Source organism: Bacillus sp. S2(2024), assembly GCF_050474045.1.
GTDB classification, from domain to species: Bacteria; Bacillota; Bacilli; order Bacillales; family Bacillaceae_G; genus Bacillus_A; species Bacillus_A yunxiaonensis.
On the sequence record NZ_JBFLUS010000003.1, the window covers coordinates 185,027 to 204,465 of the forward strand.

A 19,439-nucleotide genomic window follows, 5' to 3' on the forward strand; every position below is an offset into this window, starting at 1 on the left:
AAGGGGGCTCGGAATGGAACGGTATCGTATCATCGGGAAAAGTGTTAAGCGAAAAGAAAGTGCTGATAAGGTAACGGGAAGAGCGAAGTATATTAATGATGAAATAGAGGTTGGCACGCTGTATGCGAAACTTCTTACGAGTACATATGCGCATGCTTATATTAAGAGTATAGATATTCGTGAAGCGAAGAAAGTACAGGGCGTACATGCTGTGATAACAGGAGCAGATTATCCCATTCTTGTTGGTTCAAGCATCGTTGATCATCCTCCGTTAGCTTTTGAGAAAGTACGATATTTTGGTGAGCCTGTTGCGCTTGTTGTAGCGGATAATGAAGCAATTGCAAGAGAGGCAGCAACACGAATCCGTGTGATATATGAAGAACTTCCGGTTATTCGTTCGCCCTTGCAGGCCTATAATGAAACAAACATATTAGTACATGAACATGTGGAACAATATAAATTAGAAGAAAAAGTATACCCAAAGCCGCATACGAATATCGCAAATCAGACGAAAATTCGTAAGGGTGATATTCAAAAAGGATTTGCTAGCAGTGACGTTGTTGTTGAGGAAACCTTTTCTTTTCGACAAGCCGATCATGCAGCGATGGAAACACGGTGTGCTAGGGTAGAAATAAAGCCTAATGGAGACGTTATTGTTCATTCTACCTCACAGGCTCCTTTTGAAATAAAGAGGCAGTTAAGTAAATTTTTTCAAATTGATGAAGGGAAAGTCATTGTATATGTGCCGTTAGTCGGAGGAGCATACGGCGGGAAAACAGCGGTACAACTTGAATTTTTAGCATATCTTGCTTCAAAAGTAGTAGGGGGAAGACGGGTTACTCTTCGAAATAGTAGAGAGGAAGATTTTATAACGTCCCCTGTTCATATCGGTTTACAAGCAAAAGTAAAGCTTGGATGCACAAAAGAGGGAAAACTGCAAGCAGCCGAAATTTTGTATTTATTTGACGGCGGTGCTTATGCTGATCGGGCAGTGACGATGAGTAAGGCAGCTGGACTGGACTGCACAGGTCCATATGCGATCGAAAACGTTTGGTGTGATTCGCTTGGTATGTATACAAACCATACATATGCAACGTCGTTTAGAGGTTTTGGGCATTCGGAGTATACATTTGTAATGGAGCGAACGATTGATATACTTGCTGAGAAATTAGGAATGTGTCCGCTTATGTTTCGTCTGAAAAATGCAATTAGACCAGGAGATACAACACCGACACAAGTGCCTGTAACATCAAGTAATACGGGAGATATTACAGCGTGTCTACAAAAATTAAAATCGCTTATAAATTGGGAAGAGGGAAAGAAAGTTACTCTATCTAATGGCATGATACGTGCAAAAGGGATTAGCTGCTTATGGAAAAATTCGACTACACCAAGTAATGCTGGAGCAGGTGCGGTGTTAACCTTTAACGGCGATGGTAGTGTAAATATCAATTGCGGTGCTGTTGAAATTGGGCAAGAAACAAAAACAGTGCTAACGCAAATGGTTGCAGAGAAAATGAACATGGATGTTGATGATGTGCATATCATGATGGAGGTCAATACACAAGTTTCTCCAAAACATTGGAAAACAGCAGCGAGTCGAACGACACTCCTTGTTGGAAATGCGGTTGTAATGGCTGCAGAAGACGCAATGAGACAGCTCTGCCAAACGGCTTCAAGTATACTTGGATACCCCGCAGAAGAATTAGAGATTGCAGGAAAAGAAGTATATGTCAAAACGAATCGGGATATGTATGTACCTTTTTCGAAAATTGTGTTTGGATATGTAGATTCAAATGGAAATGTAAAAGGAACAGAAGTGGTAGGGAAAGGGAGTTACGTACTTGAGGGAATTACAGACATTGATTATGAAACAGGGAAAGGGAAACAAGGCCCGGAATGGGGAGTAGGAGCGCAAGCTGTAGAAGTGGAGTTTAATCCCAAAGACTATACATACCGATTATTGAATGCTGTAACAGTTGCAGATGCAGGAACAGTTTTAAATAAAAAGGGAGCAGAGACACAAATTATGGGAGCCATGAGCATGGGGCTAAGTTTTGCAACGCGAGAAACATTTCACTATGATGCAAAAGAAAGGAATTTGAATCATCAGTTTCGTTCTTATAAAGTCATCCATTACGGCCAACAGCCAAAGTATATAGTGGATTTTGTAGAAGTGCCGCATGAAGAAGCGGCATTTGGTTCTAGAGGACTTGGAGAACATGGAATTATTGGCATGCCGGCAGCTTTAGCGAACAGTTTATCAATTGCGGCCGATGTTTCATTACGAAACTTACCGCTTATCCCGGAATTAATTTGGAAAGAAAAGCAAGAAAAGGAGAAGGGGCCGTATGATACCATTTGATTTTGAGTATTATCGTCCGGATTCTATTCAAGAAGCAATTCAGTTATTTCACCAGTTAGATAAAGAGGGAAAGAAGCCGCTTTACTATGGAGGCGGCACGGAAATTATCACGTTGGGACGTTCGCAGCGAATTAGAACAAAAGCTGTGATTGATATAAAAGATATTCCAGAATGTAATATTTGTGAATGGAAGGATGACAAACTTTTCCTTGGTGCAACATTGACGATAACAAGTGTTCAAGAAGCGCAAGTCTTTCCGCTTCTTGGTGAAACTGCTGGCCGAGCTGCAGATCGCACAGCAAGAAATCAAATTACGATTGGTGGAAATGTTGCGGGAAGGATTAAATATAAGGAGGCAGTGCTGCCTTTTTTACTAGCTGATAGTACATTTGTCATTGCAGGGATAGAGGGAATTCGGTATGTACCTGCCCATCAAGCTTTTGTGGAAAAATTACAATTACAAAAGGGTGAGTTTCTTGTACAAATCATTACAGATCGGCGGTATGTAACAACGCCGTATTATAGTGTGAAAAAACGCCAACTTGAAAAAATTGATTATCCTCTTGTGACAGTTGCAGCGATAAAATATGGTGACGAAATTCGGATGGCGTGCAGCGGCTTGTGTGTGTTTCCGTTTCGTTCATTTAGGATGGAAGCGGATTTAAATAATAAGCATATTCCATTTGAGGAAAGAATTGAACGCGCTCTAACCCATACTCCTGCTCCTGTATTAGATGATATAAGAGGCTCGCGTGCTTATCGGACATTTGTATTTCAATATGTACTTCATGATATGCTGATAAAGCTTGAAGGGATGGGAGAATCATGAGGGACGTCCAACTTATTTTGCATGTAAATGGCGAAAGACGAGAAGTAGTTGCCAGGATGGCTGATACGCTGCTACATATATTACGTTATGAACTTGATTTAACAGGAGCGAAGCCTGGCTGTGAAAATGGTGATTGTGGTGCTTGTACAGTTCTTGTTGATGGGAAACCCATTAAGTCATGTATTATGCTAGCTGTTGAAGCGGTTGGAAAGCAAGTTACAACGATTGAGGGATTACAAGGGGCACCCATTCAACGAGCTTTTGAAGAGAAATGGGCTTTCCAATGCGGGTACTGCACACCAGGATTTATTATGAATTGCCACGGACTTGTTACACAAAGGCCTGATGCAGATGAGCGAACGATTGAGGAATGGTTAAGTTCTAATATTTGCCGATGCACAAGTTATCAAGAAATTGAAGAAGCTGTAAAGTCTGTCTTACAAAAGCAGCGAGGAAATTCATAATGGCTTCCACATATGATGTACTAGAAGCGCTTTTATGTTGTGAAAAACGCTGTGCGTTAGCGACGATTATTCATGTTGAAGGATCGGCATATAGAAAAGAAGGAACGATAATGCTTTTCCGAGAAGATGGTACAAAAGTAGGAATGCTAAGCGCAGGTTGCATAGAAGAAGAGCTTTTCTACTATGCAACAGATGTTATGGAGCATAACACTTGGGCGATCCATACATTTAATACGAAAGCAGAAGATGATTTGTCTTGGGGAGTAGGATGTAATGGTGTCATTCATGTATTAGTGGAGCATATAGATGATAACTATAAAGCGATTTTACAAGAGTTATATATTCACCTTACAAATGGTTCCTCCGCTTGGATGGTGAAAAATCTTTCCTTAGAGCAAACTGCACTTATATATAACAATGGTAATACGCGTGGTAATTGGGAAGGATTTATTCCGCAGGCAACTGACTTGAAAAATGGTTTACAAGATGACTATTATAGCCAACATTTTATACCAAAGCCCCGCCTATTTATTTTTGGCGCAGGAGAGGATGCAAAGCCACTCGTTCGTTTTGCGAAGGAAACGAGCTTCTTTGTAACAGTTTGCGATTGGCGGGAGGACTTATGTAATACTGATCAATTTCCACATGCAGATGCATGTGTAGTTGGTTTTCCAGTAGAAGTGATACAACAACTTTCATTATATCCAAGTGATTTTCTTGTAATTATGACGCATCATTTTGAAAAAGATCGACAATTACTATCTCTCTTATTAGAAAAAAATATTCGTTATATAGGTGTTTTAGGACCGCGTCATCGTACAGAGCGCTTATTAGAAGGGAAACCAATCCCTCATCATCTCCATTTTCCAGTTGGAATTTCAATTGGTGCACAAGGTCCAAGTGAAATTTCCATTAGTATCATGGCTGAAATCATCGGGAAGTTGCGGGGAAAGTGAGATGAAAATCATTGGTATATACTTGGCGGCTGGAAATAGTAGACGAATGGGACCGGGAATACATAAACTTTCTCTTCCTTTACATAATGAACCACTAGGTAATGCAGCCCTCAAAACTGCCTTGTCCTCAAATCTCTCCGATATTATTATTGTCACGAATGACGCGAGTTGGGTTTCACAATCATTACGATATGAGAACTTGCACATTCTTTCTTGTTCCCATTCTAGCCAAGGACAATCACATTCACTTCGCTGCGGTGTTAAGAAAGCAATGCATATGAATGCCGATGGAATTGTTGTCTTACTGGCTGATCAACCCTTTATTAAAACAGAGCTAATTAATGAATTAATAGATTGTTATAAACAAAATGAAACGGTCCATTATGTAGCAGCAAAGTATCGCGGAATTGTAAGACCGCCTGTTTTATTTGCAAAGAAAGTATTTCCTTATTTGCAAAGATTAAAAGGTGATCAAGGAGCTCGTACTATTTTTCAAGAGTCATTTGTAAAGGGCATAACGATACCATATGAAGAAGTGGCCTTTTTTTATGATGTGAATAGTTGGAGTGATTATACGAAAATTATAAAGTGATGAATATATTTGGTACAAGAAAATACACAAAAAATAGTCAATGATAAAAAAGCCTTAGAAAAAATTGAGCAACGAATCGAACAATCTTATATAACAAAAAAACTAGCCTAGTAATGGCTAGTTTTTTATTCATTCACTAGTTGACAAAAAATTCAATTATTTGAAGTTATTCTTCTTTCATATATATTTTTTAGATGTTCCCCAATACATTTATTTTTGAGAGGATGATAATATTAGCATATCCAAGTTTGGTAAATTTCTCATACCAGAGCCTTGAATTTCTTTCATTTTATTAGTATCAATAATATGGATTGTTCGATCAGAAAGTTTAATTATTCCATCCTTATTCCATTTTTGGAAAATTTTATTTACGGTAATGCGAGATGTGCCAATGTAACGGGCAAATGATGTTTGATTAATGGTAAACTTACCGTTTTCATTAACAAGCTTTAGTAAATAGTGTGCCATTTGTTGTTCAACAGGGCTATCAAGAAAAGCAATAATCTCTGCCAACAATCTGAATTTATAAATTAAGGAATTCGTAAATATAGTCGCTGCATTTGGGTGTTCTTTACATATTCTTGTTAATGCTTCATCGGAGAAATGATACAAAACTGAAGGAGATGTTGTGATTGCGGTAGTTAAATAGACTTCTTTATTAATTCCATTCTCCCCAAACAGCATACCTTCCGGAACATAGTTAACGGTACGCTCTTCTCCTTTATCGGATAGAATTGTAATTTTTATTTCTCCTTTGCTTAAGTAATAAAATCCTTTTCCGTCACTTCCCTGGTGGTAAATAACTGTATTTTCTTCCACCTCGATAAATTGTCCATATTTTAAAAATGAACTCCATGCGTAGCGAAGATTTAACATTTGACACCCTCTTTTGATAAATGATGTGTTTTTCCTTTAGGTAATGCAACAGAAATTTTATATTTCAACTAAATTATCCACTTTTTATCTCTGCCAAAGTGGATAATTAAGGAATATACACGAAATGAATGTTAGAGGAAAAAGTTTTGCACTATATGCGTTAAGTACAATTGTCTATGAATTGATAACGTAGTTTCTTAATAAATCTGGATTTGTAATTATAAATTTTCGCTTTTGAATGTCTATTATATTTTCTTTCTGCCATTGTTTTAATATTTTGTATACAGTTATCCGTGTTAAGCCTGTACACTTCACGAGATCTTGTTGTGTTAGAAGAACTTCATAATTTTTAAATTCATAACAAATATTTAGAAGTATTGAGGCAATTTGTTTCTCTGCAGAATGCGTGTTTAAATGAATTTGCTCAGTAAGAAGGTGCATTTTTTGGATTACCGTTTTTGTAAAAAGGTTTAATAACGTTGGATGTAAGCTTATGAGTTCTTGGAACTTCTCATAAGAAAAATAATAGAGTATGGAGTCTTTTGCTGTTATAGCCGTTGTAAAGTGAACCTGTCGATCCATTGTTTGGACACCTAATAACTGGCCAGGGACTACGATATTTAATATACGGTCACTTTCCTTTGTTGTAGAGGTAATCACTTTAACTAAGCCCTTATGAACATAGTAAAAGCCATCTCCGATTGTACCCTGCTCATATACCACTGTTTTTTCTTTGAAAAATTGCCTAGTTCCAAATTTTAAATACTCATTCCAATTAATGTGATTATTAAAGAACATAATCATAGTATTCACTCCTGGAATATTTATTTTTGAAAATTAGGAATATTCACTCTAGACCTATCAGCATTGTCCCCCTCTTTATAAGGAAATAGAAGTAATCGGCACCATAATATTTCGATATATTAAATTGGTTTTCTATGAATATTTTTTGATGGGAAATCTACTTCACATATAATTGGTAGCGCTTTCTTTCTTGAGGGTTTGATTACCTTTTATAAGATAAGACTCTTTAAATCATTCCTATCATACCTGCGTTGAAAAAAATTAAAAAGTGTTAAATACTTTACACTAGTTTAAATTTAAATGTATTTAAAATCAATATAACACATTTTATTGTCTGAAAAATCAATAAAATGTTAACTAGATTACAGTGATCCAGATGGTTCATCACTATAATATGCCTTAGGTATGCAATAACAATTGAGATCTGTAAAAAATTATGAAGGAAGTGACAATTGAAAGGACATTAAAAGCAGCTTATCGGTAATTTACTGAATTTTCAGTGTGGTTATCGAGCGATAATTTAAGTTAATCTCGTTTAAAGAGGATATTATTTAAAATCAAAGAGATGAAAAGATAAAAAAACTATAAAACTAGGAGGATTGTTATGGGAATCCGTACAGGTGATCAATATATTAATGCTGTAAAGTCTCGAAAACCAGAGGTATGGCTTGCAGGAAAAAAAGTTGAAAACGTGTTTGATGAGCCGGTATTAAAGCAAACAGTGTTAGAAATCGCAAAGCTATATGATATGCAACATGATCCGGAATATCAAGATAAAATTACCCACATCTGTGAAGAAACTGGAGAAAGAGTGAACAATGCGTTTTTGGTTCCAAAAAACTATGAAGATTTAACGAAACGCAGAGCGGCATTTGAAGCCTATGCAAAGGCTACTTTTGGTTTAATGGGAAGATCTCCGGACTTTTTAAACATAGTAATTACCTCAATGTATAGTAATTCTGACTTTTTTGAAGGATACAATAAGCAATGGGCTGAAAATATACGCAAATATTATCGCTATGTTCGCGATAATGATTTGTTTTTAACGCATGCCATTATCAATCCTCAAAATGACCGAAGCAAATCTTCTCATGAGCAACAGGATATGTTCACTCATTTAGGAGTCGTTGAAGAGACGTCTGAAGGACTTGTCGTGAGAGGTGCTAAATTTTTAGCTACACTTGCTCCTGTCACAGACGAAGTTATTATCTATACCTTCCCAGGATACAAACCTGGTGATGAACGTTATGCGCTATCATTTGCGCTGCCAATTGATACGCCAGGTCTTCGAATCATTTGCCGTGAACCGATGCAGGATGGAACCCGTCCGTTGTTCGATCACCCATTAGCATCACGCTTTGAAGAAATGGATGCGCTATTAGTCTTTAAGGATGTTTTAGTTCCTTGGGATCGAGTATTTATTTATAACAATGTGGAAGCCGCAAACCTTCTTTATCCAAAAACAGGAATTGCACAGCAGCCAGCGCATCAGTCTGCAGTGAGAGGGCTCTTAAAACTTCAATTTGCTACGGAAGTAACATGCAGGTTAGCTGATTCAATTGGAGTAGATGGATTTTTACATGTTCAAGAAAGCCTCGGGGAGTTACTCCAAGCTGTGGAATCCATAAGGGCATTATTGCGTGTTGCAGAGTATGAGTATGAGATTACCCCTAAGGGTGAGGCTATGCCAAATTGGGTGCCTCTTGAAACGATTCGTGGCTTATTGCCAAAGATGTATCCGCGTGCCATTGAACTGATGCAAACCATAGGAGCTGGCGGATTATTGTTGTCTCCAACTGGTGCTGATTTTGAAAGCCCGGAATTGAGAGAAGATATGGACCGTTATTATGTTGGAAGAGCGGGCGTATCTGCAACAGAACGTGTAAGCGTATTCAAGTTAGCTTGGGATTTGTGCGGCGAAGCTTTCGGTCAACGATTACTTCAATATGAACGTTATTATACAGGTGACCCAATCCGGAAAAAAGCTATATTTTACAATTCAATTAAACGTCAGCGTACATTTGATATGGTTGATGACGCATTACAAGTAAGTAAATTGAAAGAAATAGTAACAAATAAATAGATATAGAGTTTATCTGCAAATATATGAAGTTTGTGCTCATGATTCAAATCGAAACAGCTTTTAATCCCAAGAGGAGGCGGGGATATGGAAACGCATGTAAATGAAATTTTAAGGTTACCTGGATCGGTGATAGCAATTGGCGCTTTTGATGGAGTTCATCAAGGGCACCAAGCTGTGATTAGAGAAGCGGTGAAAAAAGCTAGGATTCTAGGGGTACCAAGTGTGGTGTATACTTTTGATCCGCCTCCTCGACATTGTTTCCAAGGGGCACGTATTTTGACACCAGTTCCAAAAAAATTGATTCGATTGGGACAGTTGGGAATAGATCATGTAATCATTGCAAGGTTTGATGAATTATATGCTAGTCGCCATCCTCTTGATTTTATTAAAAATTTAATGAATCTGAATCCTTTAGAAATCATGGTGGGAGAAGATTTCCGCTTTGGGAAAAACAGAGAAGGGGATATAAATCTTCTTGCACAGCATTTTTGTGTTCAAATTGCTCAACCTGTTTGTTGTTCAGATGGAATTCTGATTTCGTCTACTAGAATACGTCAATTGATTTCTAAAGGAGACATTAAACAATCTTATTCTTTATTAGGATGGCCGCTTGGAAGCTAGGGTTTGAAAGAATTAAGAATGTGCCATAGTATTGTCCAACGTCGTTATGATGAAGGGGAATTTTAGAGATTAACCTGGATAAATCGATATATTAAGAGTTTTATCCCACACTAACGGGCAGTGAGACCCCCACCTCAAGATTCAAAGAAGAACGAAGAAACTGCCCGTAAGAGCCCGATTGGTTCAACTAACCATCAGTGGGGGATGAAGAAAACCCCTATTGATGGAAGTTTCACTGTATTCGATAGAGTAAGGTGATGAAGAGTTTTTAGGAGGATAGATTAGGATGAAATTATTGGGTATATCCGGAACGATTATAGGTGCAAAACCGCGTATTGTGGTGGAAAAGGTATTAGAGGAAGCGAAGCGTCTGCATCCTGAACTTGAAGTAGAATTGTTAGACTTGAAAGATTATAATGTCCAGTTTTGTGATGGACGAGATCCATCCACTTACAATGAGGATACAAAAAAGGTTATAGATATGGTTTCTTCGGCTGATTTCTATATTATTGGTACTCCAATTTTTCAGGGATCTCTCACAGGAGCTCTAAAAAACTTATTTGACTTGATCCATCCACAGGCTCTTCGCCATAAAGTGATGGGATTTATTGCTACAGGGGGGACTTATCAACATTACCTGGTGATTGAAAATCAATTAAAACCAATCGCTGGTTATTTCCGCGCCTATGTGGCACCGGGCTCTGTTTACACTCATACCGACCATTTCAATAAGCAGAATGAAATAGTGGATGAGGAAGTATTAAGCAGAATTGCGGATTTGGCTAAAGAAGTAGTATTGATGCAAAAAGGATTAAAGAATAATGTATTAGCTTCGTTGTAATGCGTCTGAATCGTAATTTGGTTTTTAATTTTGTAAACGGGGGATTCCAATGCCTATTGTTGAACTGAAAATTATCGAGGGTCGAGATCAAGAAGTAAAAGAACGTTTGATTGAAAATGTAACACAAACGGTATCCGAAACGTTAGCAGTTTCTCCTGAAAGGGTTAGGGTATTAATTTACGATATTCCATCGACACACTGGGCAATTGGTGGAACAACGGTGGAAAAAAGAAGAGGTTGAAAATAGAAAACATTCATCTTTGTTTTCGCCTCAAAATAAAGTGTCAAGAAATACAGCCAATATTAAATGATATGAGGAGTGTATAAAACGATGAAAATGACGAGTGCATTCAAACCGATTCATTTGTGGAAGTTTATCGAGGAAAATAAAGATCAGCTAAAACCACCAGTAAATAATAAAGTGATTTGGAAAGATTCAGAGTTAATGTTTATGGTACTCGGAGGCCCGAATAAACGACGTGATTTTCATGTAGATCCCTCAGCGGAAATTTTCTATCAACTACAAGGAGATTGTTACGTTGAAATTATTAATGAAGAAGGAAAGCGAGAAGTAATCACTGTAAAAGAAGGAGAAGTATTTTTACTTCCTCCGAATGTTCCCCATTCCCCGCACCGAGTTGCGGATACAATCGGTATTGTTATAGAACGTAACAGGAATGAAGGTGAATTAGAGGATTTTGTATGGTTCTGCGATGAGTGTGATTCTGAAATGCATCGGGTTAGTGTTCAATTAACCAACATTGAAGTTCAAGTAAAGGAAGCCATCGACCAGTTCAATGGAAGCCTGGAATTGCGAACATGCAAACATTGCGGACATGTTATGTCGCCGGAAGCGAGTGAATGGAAATGCGAATAGATTTTCATACACATATTATTCCAGAAAGCTTTCCGGATTTTGCAGAGAAGTATGGAGGGGAACGCTGGCCGGTGTTGCAACGGACGTGTACGTGCGGTGCATCTATTATGGTGGGAGGAAAGAACTTCCGCGATGTAACCGATCAGGTGTGGTGTCCTGAAAAACGTATAGCGGATATGGATCGTGAAGGAGTAGACATTCAAGTATTGTCACCAATTCCTGTTACTTTTTCTTATTGGGCGGAGCCGAAGCATGCGGCGGAAATGGCACGAGTTCAAAATGACTTCATTGCCGAAACGGTTGCCAAGTATCCCGATCGCTTCGTTGGATTAGGAACGGTTCCGATGCAGGATGGACCAACCGCTGTAAAAGAGATGGAACGCTGCATGAACGAATTACAGCTGCATGGGATTGAAATCGGTACGAACGTAAATGGCCAAAATTTAGATGATCCTTCCTTCATCGAATTTTTCGAAATGGCTGAGAAGTGGGAAGTGCCTCTTTTTATTCATCCATGGGAAACGTTAGGCCGTGATCGAATGCCGAATCATAATTTCATGTACACAGTAGGGATGCCGAGTGAAACGGCTCTTGCTGCGGCGACGTTAGTATGGAGCGGTATCATGGAGAAGTTTCCGAGATTGAAAGTTTGTTTTGCACATGGAGGCGGATCCTTCCCGTACATACTTCCGCGATTAGATAAAGGGTGGGAAGTATGGCCGCATTTACGGTTGACGACACATCCTCCAAGTCACTATGCAAAGCAGTTTTATTTTGATTCGTTAAATTATGACCCACTAAATATTAAATACATGATTGAGCGTTTCGGACATGAGAAGATTTTCATGGGTTCGGATTATCCATTTTTGCTTCGTGAAATCGACCCTGGAAAAGTCATCGATGAAACGATTGAATTAACAGAGCAGCAAAAAGCAGATATGCTGGGCGGCAATGCTGCCAAGTTTTTAAATATTGAAAAGAAGAAAAGAGGAGCTGTCTATGCCAACAGTGCAAACGCCGGAGAGTAGATTAAAGGAAATGGGATTAACGTTGTCACCCGTTCGTTCTGCGGTAGGAAATTACGTGAGCTGCGTACGGACAGGAAACTTATTGTTTACAGCTGGACAGGGTGTTGACCAATATCATGGGAAATTGGGAAGAGATTTGACAGTTGAAGAGGGGTATCTGGCCGCCCGTCAATCGATGCTAAATTTATTGAGTGCTGTTAGCCATGAACTGGGCGGATTAAGCAAAGTGAAGCGTGTTGTCAAAATTCTTGGATTTGTGAATAGTACGGAAGATTTTACGTCTCAGCCTAAAGTGATGGATGGGGCTTCTGACTTGCTTGTGAAAGTATTCGGAGAAAAAGGAAAGCATGGCCGCTCTGCAGTGGGAATGGCTCAATTGCCGAACAATACAGCTGTTGAAATTGAAATGATTTTAGAGATTGAGGAATAGGAGGAGGGATCGTATGAGCAAGATTTTAGAAAATCAAATAAAAATCAAGGATGCAAAGCTATTTATTAATGGCGAATATATAGACTCGATTTCCGGAGAGACATTCGATACGATCGATCCTTCGACCAATCGAAAGTTAGCATCCGTAGCGAATGCAAATGAGCAAGATGTTGAAAAGGCAATTACAGTGGCTCAGCGCACGTTTGAAAGCGGTATTTGGAGTGAAATGCCGGTTGAAGAGAGATCGAAAATTCTTTGCAGAATGTCTGATCTTGTGATGGAAAGAGTCGATGAGTTAGCTATGATTGAAACGCTTGATGTAGGGAAACCAATTAAAGAGAGTCGAGGTTTTGATATTCCTAGAGCGGCATCCAATCTACGTTTCTTTGCCGAAATGGCCAAATATATCAATCATGAACATTATGATCAATCTAAGCACATGAGTTATTCGAAATATGCACCAGCAGGTGTAACGAGCTTGATCATTCCATGGAATCTTCCTTTTATGCAAATGACTTGGAAGGCATCTGCAGCATTAGCTGCCGGGAATACCGTGATCGTGAAGCCAGCTTCTTATACCCCTCTCAGTGCTGTGATGTTAGGGGAGATTGCTAATGAAGCAGGTCTTCCTCCGGGGGTATTGAATATTATTACAGGTCCAGGTGGAACGGTTGGTACAGCAATGACGACTCACCCTCATGTTCGACGTATTTCTTTCGTTGGGGAAACTACTACTGGAAAAACGGTTATGAAGAATGCAGCTTCCCAGTTAATTCCTGTATCACTTGAATTAGGTGGAAAGTCAGCTAACATTGTTTTTGAAGATGCAGACCTGGATGAGGCAGTAAAAGGTTCAATTGAGGCCATTTTTAGGAATCAAGGAGAAATATGCTTAGCTGGATCTCGCTTATTAGTGCAAGAAAGTGTGTATGATAAATTCCTAGAAAAGTTTGTTGAGGCTGTGAGGAAGATTAAAGTTGGAAATCCATTGGATGAAGATACAGATATGGGTGCTCTTGTTTCCCGTGGTCATTTGGAAACAGTGGATAATTATGTACAAATCGGGATTTCTGAAGGTGCGAAGCTTGCTATTGGCGGTAAGCGGGTTGAAGGATTGACTGAAGGGAATTTCTATGAGCCGACTGTTTTCTATGATGTAGATAACAAGATGAGGATAGCGCAAGAAGAAATTTTTGGTCCTGTACTAGTTGTGATTCCGTTCAAAACAGAAGAACAAGCGATCCAAATTGCAAATGACTCTATTTATGGTCTTGCGGGTGTCGTTTGGACAAATGATTTACGTCGCGCTAATCGTGTAGCATCTCGAGTGAATTCAGGATTGCTATGGATCAATTGTTGGTACCATAGGGATTTAAGAACGCCTTTCGGAGGATCGAAGGCGAGCGGAATTGGCAGGGAAGGCGGACGCCATAGCTTTGAATTCTACACTGAAGCGAAAACTATAACAATGAAGTTATAAAGTGAAACTTCCGTCAGTGGGGGTTTTCTTCATCCACCACTGACGGTTAGTTGAACCAATCGGGTTTTTACGGGCAGGTATCCCCCACCTATCTTCTTTGCTTCTCTCTGAATCTTGAGGTGGGGGTCTTACTGCCCGTTAATGCGGGATAAATTTAAAAACATAAAAGGTGGCCTATAAGCCACTTTTTATGTATCTAAGCAAACAAGGAAGGAGCAAATATATGAAACTATTAATTGAAGAACTTGCGAATGAATTGATAGAAGCAGAGCGAAGCAAACATCCAATTGCCCCTCTTACGCAGCGATATTCCCAATTAAATACTACGGACGCTTACGAAATTCAGCTGGCAGTCATGGAGAAAAAGAGAAAAGAAGGGCGTCAAATTATTGGTAAAAAAGTAGGGCTGACGAGTATAGCTATGCAGAAAATGCTTGGGGTCGATGAACCTGATTATGGTCATTTATTTGATAATATGCAGGTATCTGATGGTGAGGTCGTAAAAATAAGTGATTTGGTTAGTCCGAAAGTAGAGGCGGAAATTGGTTTCATTCTCGGTCAAGACTTGATAGGCCCAAATGTCAACTATCTTGATGTATTGATGGCTACTAAGTATGTAGTACCAACAATTGAGATTATTGATAGCCGCATTGAGGATTGGAAGATTCAATTGGTGGATACCGTCGCTGACAATGGTTCTTCAGCCAAAGTAGTTGTAGGAAACAAGCTGAGTACGGTCGATGGTTTGGATTTGCGAAGTGTAGGGATGGTTCTTTATAACAATGATGAACTGGTAGCAACGGGTGCAGGAGCTGCAGCCCTTGGACATCCGGCACAGGCTGTCGCATGGTTAGCGAATAAATTGTACAAGTTTGGTATTGGACTTAAAGCAGGAGAATTGATACTTCCTGGAGCTCTTTCCGGCGCATTGACCGTTAAGCAAGGGGATACCATTTCAGCCCACTTCGGTCCTCTTGGTTCTGTTTCTGTAACATTTGAGTAAAGGGAGGTTGTTATTGTGAGTAAAATTAAAGCGGCTATTATCGGTTCGGGCAATATCGGTACGGATCTTATGTATAAGCTCGAAAGAAGTGAAGTAATCGAATTGACCACCATGATTGGCATTGATCCTGAATCCGATGGATTGAAACGAGCAAAAGATCGAGGTTACCACGTGTTAACGAACGGAATTCAAGGTTTAGTGGATAATCCTGATTTGGCGCATATTGTGTTTGATGCGACATCAGCCAAGACGCATGTCAGACATGCGAAAATCCTTAAAGAATTGGGGAAACTTGCAATTGACCTTACTCCTGCTGCCAGAGGGCCATTTGTGAGTCCAGCTGTCAATTTAGGTGCCAGCCTGCATGCCGAGAATGTCAATATGATTACATGCGGTGGACAGGCGACAATTCCAATTGTACACGCTGTTAATCGTGTAGCTGATGTATCATATGCTGAAATTGTCGCTACTATTTCAAGTAAAAGCGCAGGACCGGGAACGCGTGCTAATATTGATGAGTTTACGATTACGACACGCCGTGGAATTGAAGAAGTGGGAGGCGCCGATCGAGGAAAGGCAATCATCATCCTGAACCCGGCAGAGCCCCCAATTCTCATGCGCGACACAGTCTATTGTGAAGTAAAGAATATGGATAAAGAAGCGATTCGCAAATCCATTTATGACATGGTAGAAACTGTGCAGCGGTATGTGCCGGGGTATCGACTCAAACAGGAACCTTTATTTGATGAAGGTCGAGTGACGGTTTTCCTTGAGGTAGAAGGAGCAGGGGATTACTTCCCGAAATATGCGGGAAATTTGGATATTATGACTGCTGCAGCGACACGCGTGGCCGAGGATTTTGCACGCGATATTTTGAATAAGAAAACCGTTGGAATTGCTGCAAGTGAAGAATAGTCAGAAAGGAAGAGGTGATCACCGATGAATCGTAAAAGCGATAAACCTATTAAAATTACGGAAGTATGTTTACGCGACGGAAGCCACGTCATGGCACATCAATATACGGAGGAACAGGTTCGTAAAGTTACTCGTGCATTGGATGATGCAGGCATGCACTATATTGAGGTTAGTCATGGTGATGGATTAGGAGGTTCGACACTTCAATACGGCCGTTCTCTTGTTGATGAAATGAAATTGATTGAGGCTGCTGTAGAAGAATGTAAGCAGGCGAAGGTTGCGGTTCTGTTGCTGCCGGGAATCGGTACTGTTCATGATCTGAAGCAGGCAAGGGAACTCGGGGCAGGATTGGTTAGGGTTGCGACGCATGTAACAGAAGCAGATGTATCGGCTCAGCATATTGGTAAGGCACGGGAGCTCGGAATGGAAACATTAGGATTTCTTATGATGGCTCATATGGCTCCTGTAGAGAAGTTAGTGGAACAAGCCAAACTGATGGAAAGCTATGGTGCGCAAGCAGTGTATGTGACAGATTCGGCCGGTGCTCTTTTGCCTAATCAAGTTCGTGAACGAATCAGCGCCCTTCGTAATTCCCTAGATATTGAGATCGGTTTTCACGGACATAATAATTTATCTGTTGCCGTTGCCAATACCCTTGTGGCCATTGAAGAGGGGGCAACGCGAATTGATGGCAGTATTCGTTGTTTAGGAGCGGGTGCGGGAAATACACAGACAGAAGTCTTATTAGCTGTATTGGATCGAATGGGAATCGATGTAGGAATGGACCTTTATAAAATGATGGATGCTGCTGAGAATATTGTGGGCCCTTTACTTCCTAGGCCACAGGAGATTAATAAAGGAAGTTTGGTTCTGGGGTATGCCGGTGTTTACTCCAGCTTCCTTCTTCACGCGGAACGGGCGAGCAAGCGGTTTGGCCTTGATCCAAGGGATATCCTAATTGAACTTGGAAAGAGAAACGTGGTTGGGGGTCAAGAAGACATGATCCTTGATGTAGCAGCCGAATTGGCGAAAGCCCAAAAAGTGGAGGTGTAAAAATGACAATTGTGCAAGGAGCAGATATGGAAATTGTTGATTATCTTTTGTCAGCGGAAAAGGAACGCCGGGAAGTCGTAAAAATCACGGATAAATACCCGGATTTGACTTTTGAGGAAGCGTATGTGTTACAGGAAAAACTGATTCAAAGAAAAGAACAAGAGGGTGCAAGGCGAATTGGATTGAAACTTGGTCTTACAAGTAAAGCTAAGCAGCAGATGATGGGTGTTCACGAGGCTATTTACGGCTATTTGACGGATGATATGCTAGCCTTAGAATGGGAACCTATTGATTTCAATCGACTCATCCATCCAAAGGCAGAACCCGAAATTGCCTTCTTTATCAATGAAGATCTTCAGGGAACTAACATTACAGCAGCAGATGTTTTGCGCGTAACCCAATATGTGGCGCCGGCGATCGAAATCATTGATAGCAGGTATTTAAATTTTAAATTTACTCTTGCAGATGTTATTGCAGATAATTGTTCTTCGTCCCGCTTTATAGTAGGAAACAAGTGGCTGTCACCTGCTGGGCTGGACTTGGCTAATTTGGGAATGGTTATGTCTAAAAATGGAGAAGTGGCTACGGTAGGAGCAAGTGCTGCTGTCTTAGGCCATCCTGCTACCTCTGTTGCTTGGGCGGTTAATAAGCTTGGAGAAATCGGAAAGGGCTTAAAGAAAGGAGATATTGTGCTAAGCGGAGCTATATCGGAAGCGATCTCCTTCCAACCGGGTGATTCAATTTTTGCCCAATTTGCAGAACTAGGGAGCGTTTCATTTACTTGCAAATAGGACGACAAAGTTTAATTTTGTATAAAAATGGTTGGTGTTTAGTATTTTCCGCTAAGCGCCAACCGTTTGTTATATTATATAAAAACAATTTATGAGTCTGATATGAATTTCGTCCATCGCCAGCTTTCAAGAAAGCCGGCGATGGACGAAATTCAACTTCATGTTGAAAATTCATTTAGGATATATATAGATTTACGGTCATAATTTTATAGGGTGACTTCTGTTCCACGAAATATTCAGCAAAGCAATGAGACATTCCTTTCAAACTATGTGATGTGCCCTTTGGAATGTTTTAAACGAAAGTATTGGCTAGTTACTACTAGTTACACTATACTTTAAGTAAATGAGTAAGATGCACTGAAGAAAGATGATTTTTTAAATACTAATATAGATAGTGTCATTCTAAAGGCATCATTCTAGTCTTTATAAGCATTTTTAGAAATATGTATATTTTGTGTAATACAAAGAGGTGTGAATTGGATGAAATCTTATACACAATTTGAACGAAGAAAATACATACTTGATGAGTTAGAAACATACAATCGGGTGATGGTAAATGATTTAGCTAAAGCGTTAAATGTTACCACAGAAACAATTCGAAGAGATTTAGATATGATGCATAAGGAAGGTAAGCTTACAAAAATACATGGTGGTGCAGTTAAGAAAAAAGATCATACCATTGAATTCTATTTTGATAAACGTCGATCTGAGAATATTGAAGAAAAACGAAAAATTGCTATGGAAGCAAGTAAATTAGTAGAAGATAATGATATTATTGCAATTGAAATTGGGACAACCACGATGCAAATTTTAGATTTTATACATGATAAAAAGAACTTGACGATTCTAACAAACTCGATACCAGCTGTTAATAAAGTTATCGAGCTTAAAGAGCAGTATCATTCATTTGATTGCAAATTAATAGTATTTGGTGGAATGCTAAATTCAAATTCATTAGCATTGTCTGGAGAAATGATGTTAAATTATCTTGACCAATTTACTGTTAATAAATTATTTGCTTCATGTGATGGAATTTCTTTAGAAAAGGAACTGACGTGTTCGTATATTGAGGATGCGCAAGTTTTTCAGCAATTAAAGAAAAATGCAAAACAAGTTGTGATGATGATAGATGAGTCAAAGTTTAATTTAACAAAGTTTTATAAAAGCGGAAATTTTGAGGATATCGATGTGCTGTATACAAATGCTAAACTCGATGAAAAATGGCAAAACGCCTTACTAAGTAAAGGGGTTGAAGTAATAACGGTATAAAAAGAACATCTTAAAGTAGACTATTTCTTAATGAGAAATAGTCTTTTTTGTTATGATTTTTTGTAAATGTTTTGTTTTATTTTGTTATTATGTTGATTTTACAATTCATTAACATAATAACAACATTGTATTAATAATGTGCTCGTACAATATGAATTAGGA

Annotated in this window: 21 protein-coding genes; 19 read left to right on the forward strand and 2 right to left on the reverse strand. The window is 39.2% G+C overall.

From position 1 onward, the window contains the following. Positions 1-13 precede the first annotated feature (13 nt). The 6 genes from AB1284_RS01085 to AB1284_RS01110 are packed head-to-tail and all read left to right on the forward strand — an operon-like array spanning position 14 to position 5,317. Positions 14-2,365, forward strand: coding sequence for a xanthine dehydrogenase family protein molybdopterin-binding subunit (locus AB1284_RS01085; protein WP_429752351.1), 2,352 nt, complete (start codon positions 14-16; stop codon positions 2,363-2,365). Continuing rightward, positions 2,352-3,194: an FAD binding domain-containing protein gene (locus AB1284_RS01090; protein WP_429752349.1), complete on the forward strand. Its 843-nt coding sequence runs from the start codon at positions 2,352-2,354 to the stop codon at positions 3,192-3,194. The genes AB1284_RS01085 and AB1284_RS01090 overlap by 14 nt, the downstream gene beginning before the upstream one ends. Continuing rightward, positions 3,191-3,658, forward strand: coding sequence for a (2Fe-2S)-binding protein (locus AB1284_RS01095; protein ID WP_429752347.1), 468 nt, complete (start codon positions 3,191-3,193; stop codon positions 3,656-3,658). The genes AB1284_RS01090 and AB1284_RS01095 overlap by 4 nt, the downstream gene beginning before the upstream one ends. Further along, complete coding sequence (locus tag AB1284_RS01100) at positions 3,658-4,614, forward strand: XdhC family protein (RefSeq protein ID WP_429752345.1); 957 nt, start codon at positions 3,658-3,660, stop codon at positions 4,612-4,614. The genes AB1284_RS01095 and AB1284_RS01100 overlap by 1 nt, the downstream gene beginning before the upstream one ends. Before the next feature lies 1 nt (position 4,615). Then, on the forward strand, positions 4,616-5,206 hold the full coding sequence (locus AB1284_RS01105) for an NTP transferase domain-containing protein (RefSeq protein ID WP_429752343.1): 591 nt from the start codon (positions 4,616-4,618) through the stop codon (positions 5,204-5,206). A 9-nt stretch (positions 5,207-5,215) separates the two neighbouring features. Continuing rightward, complete coding sequence (locus tag AB1284_RS01110; RefSeq protein WP_429752341.1) at positions 5,216-5,317, forward strand: FbpB family small basic protein; 102 nt, start codon at positions 5,216-5,218, stop codon at positions 5,315-5,317. Positions 5,318-5,416: 99 nt separating this feature from the next. On the opposite strand, the gene AB1284_RS01115 is transcribed toward AB1284_RS01110, so the two are convergent. Then, a complete protein-coding gene (locus AB1284_RS01115; protein ID WP_429752339.1) occupies positions 5,417-6,082 on the reverse strand; it encodes a Crp/Fnr family transcriptional regulator in 666 nt (221 codons plus the stop codon). A 174-nt stretch (positions 6,083-6,256) separates the two neighbouring features. Further along, positions 6,257-6,886, reverse strand: a complete 630-nt coding sequence (locus AB1284_RS01120; protein ID WP_429752337.1) for a Crp/Fnr family transcriptional regulator — start codon at positions 6,884-6,886, stop codon at positions 6,257-6,259. Positions 6,887-7,490: 604 nt separating this feature from the next. Between AB1284_RS01120 and AB1284_RS01125 the strand changes: the two genes are divergently transcribed. The 13 genes from AB1284_RS01125 (at position 7,491) to AB1284_RS01185 (ending at position 19,277) form a co-directional block, all read left to right on the forward strand. Continuing rightward, positions 7,491-8,969: a 4-hydroxyphenylacetate 3-hydroxylase family protein gene (locus AB1284_RS01125; RefSeq protein ID WP_429752335.1), complete on the forward strand. Its 1,479-nt coding sequence runs from the start codon at positions 7,491-7,493 to the stop codon at positions 8,967-8,969. A gap of 84 nt (positions 8,970-9,053) precedes the next feature. Beyond that, positions 9,054-9,590, forward strand: a complete 537-nt coding sequence (locus tag AB1284_RS01130; protein ID WP_429752333.1) for an FAD synthetase — start codon at positions 9,054-9,056, stop codon at positions 9,588-9,590. A gap of 286 nt (positions 9,591-9,876) precedes the next feature. Next, complete coding sequence (locus AB1284_RS01135) at positions 9,877-10,431, forward strand: NADPH-dependent FMN reductase (RefSeq protein ID WP_429752331.1); 555 nt, start codon at positions 9,877-9,879, stop codon at positions 10,429-10,431. 49 nt (positions 10,432-10,480) lie between these two features. Then, the gene (locus tag AB1284_RS01140) at positions 10,481-10,672 is read left to right on the forward strand and encodes a tautomerase family protein (protein ID WP_098308999.1); all 192 of its coding nucleotides are present in this window, start codon (positions 10,481-10,483) and stop codon (positions 10,670-10,672) included. A gap of 96 nt (positions 10,673-10,768) precedes the next feature. Continuing rightward, positions 10,769-11,308, forward strand: coding sequence for a 3-hydroxyanthranilate 3,4-dioxygenase (locus AB1284_RS01145; protein ID WP_429754377.1), 540 nt, complete (start codon positions 10,769-10,771; stop codon positions 11,306-11,308). After that, the gene (locus tag AB1284_RS01150) at positions 11,299-12,336 is read left to right on the forward strand and encodes an amidohydrolase family protein (RefSeq protein ID WP_429754376.1); all 1,038 of its coding nucleotides are present in this window, start codon (positions 11,299-11,301) and stop codon (positions 12,334-12,336) included. Before AB1284_RS01145 ends, AB1284_RS01150 begins: the two co-directional genes overlap by 10 nt. Next, the gene (locus AB1284_RS01155; RefSeq protein WP_098309001.1) at positions 12,308-12,766 is read left to right on the forward strand and encodes a RidA family protein; all 459 of its coding nucleotides are present in this window, start codon (positions 12,308-12,310) and stop codon (positions 12,764-12,766) included. The genes AB1284_RS01150 and AB1284_RS01155 overlap by 29 nt, the downstream gene beginning before the upstream one ends. Positions 12,767-12,779: 13 nt before the next feature. After that, the gene (locus tag AB1284_RS01160) at positions 12,780-14,246 is read left to right on the forward strand and encodes an aldehyde dehydrogenase (protein WP_429752328.1); all 1,467 of its coding nucleotides are present in this window, start codon (positions 12,780-12,782) and stop codon (positions 14,244-14,246) included. A gap of 223 nt (positions 14,247-14,469) precedes the next feature. Further along, positions 14,470-15,249 (forward strand): 2-keto-4-pentenoate hydratase, encoded by a 780-nt coding sequence (locus tag AB1284_RS01165; protein ID WP_429752326.1) that lies wholly within the window; start codon positions 14,470-14,472, stop codon positions 15,247-15,249. A 15-nt stretch (positions 15,250-15,264) separates the two neighbouring features. Continuing rightward, on the forward strand, positions 15,265-16,164 hold the full coding sequence (locus AB1284_RS01170; RefSeq protein WP_429752324.1) for an acetaldehyde dehydrogenase (acetylating): 900 nt from the start codon (positions 15,265-15,267) through the stop codon (positions 16,162-16,164). A gap of 24 nt (positions 16,165-16,188) precedes the next feature. Continuing rightward, positions 16,189-17,217 (forward strand): 4-hydroxy-2-oxovalerate aldolase, encoded by a 1,029-nt coding sequence (dmpG, locus tag AB1284_RS01175; RefSeq protein ID WP_429752322.1) that lies wholly within the window; start codon positions 16,189-16,191, stop codon positions 17,215-17,217. 2 nt (positions 17,218-17,219) lie between these two features. After that, complete coding sequence (locus AB1284_RS01180) at positions 17,220-18,008, forward strand: 2-keto-4-pentenoate hydratase (protein ID WP_429752320.1); 789 nt, start codon at positions 17,220-17,222, stop codon at positions 18,006-18,008. Between the two features lie 480 nt (positions 18,009-18,488). After that, entirely contained in the window at positions 18,489-19,277 is a 789-nt protein-coding gene (locus tag AB1284_RS01185; protein ID WP_429752318.1) for a DeoR/GlpR family DNA-binding transcription regulator, read from the forward strand. Positions 19,278-19,439 lie beyond the last annotated feature (162 nt).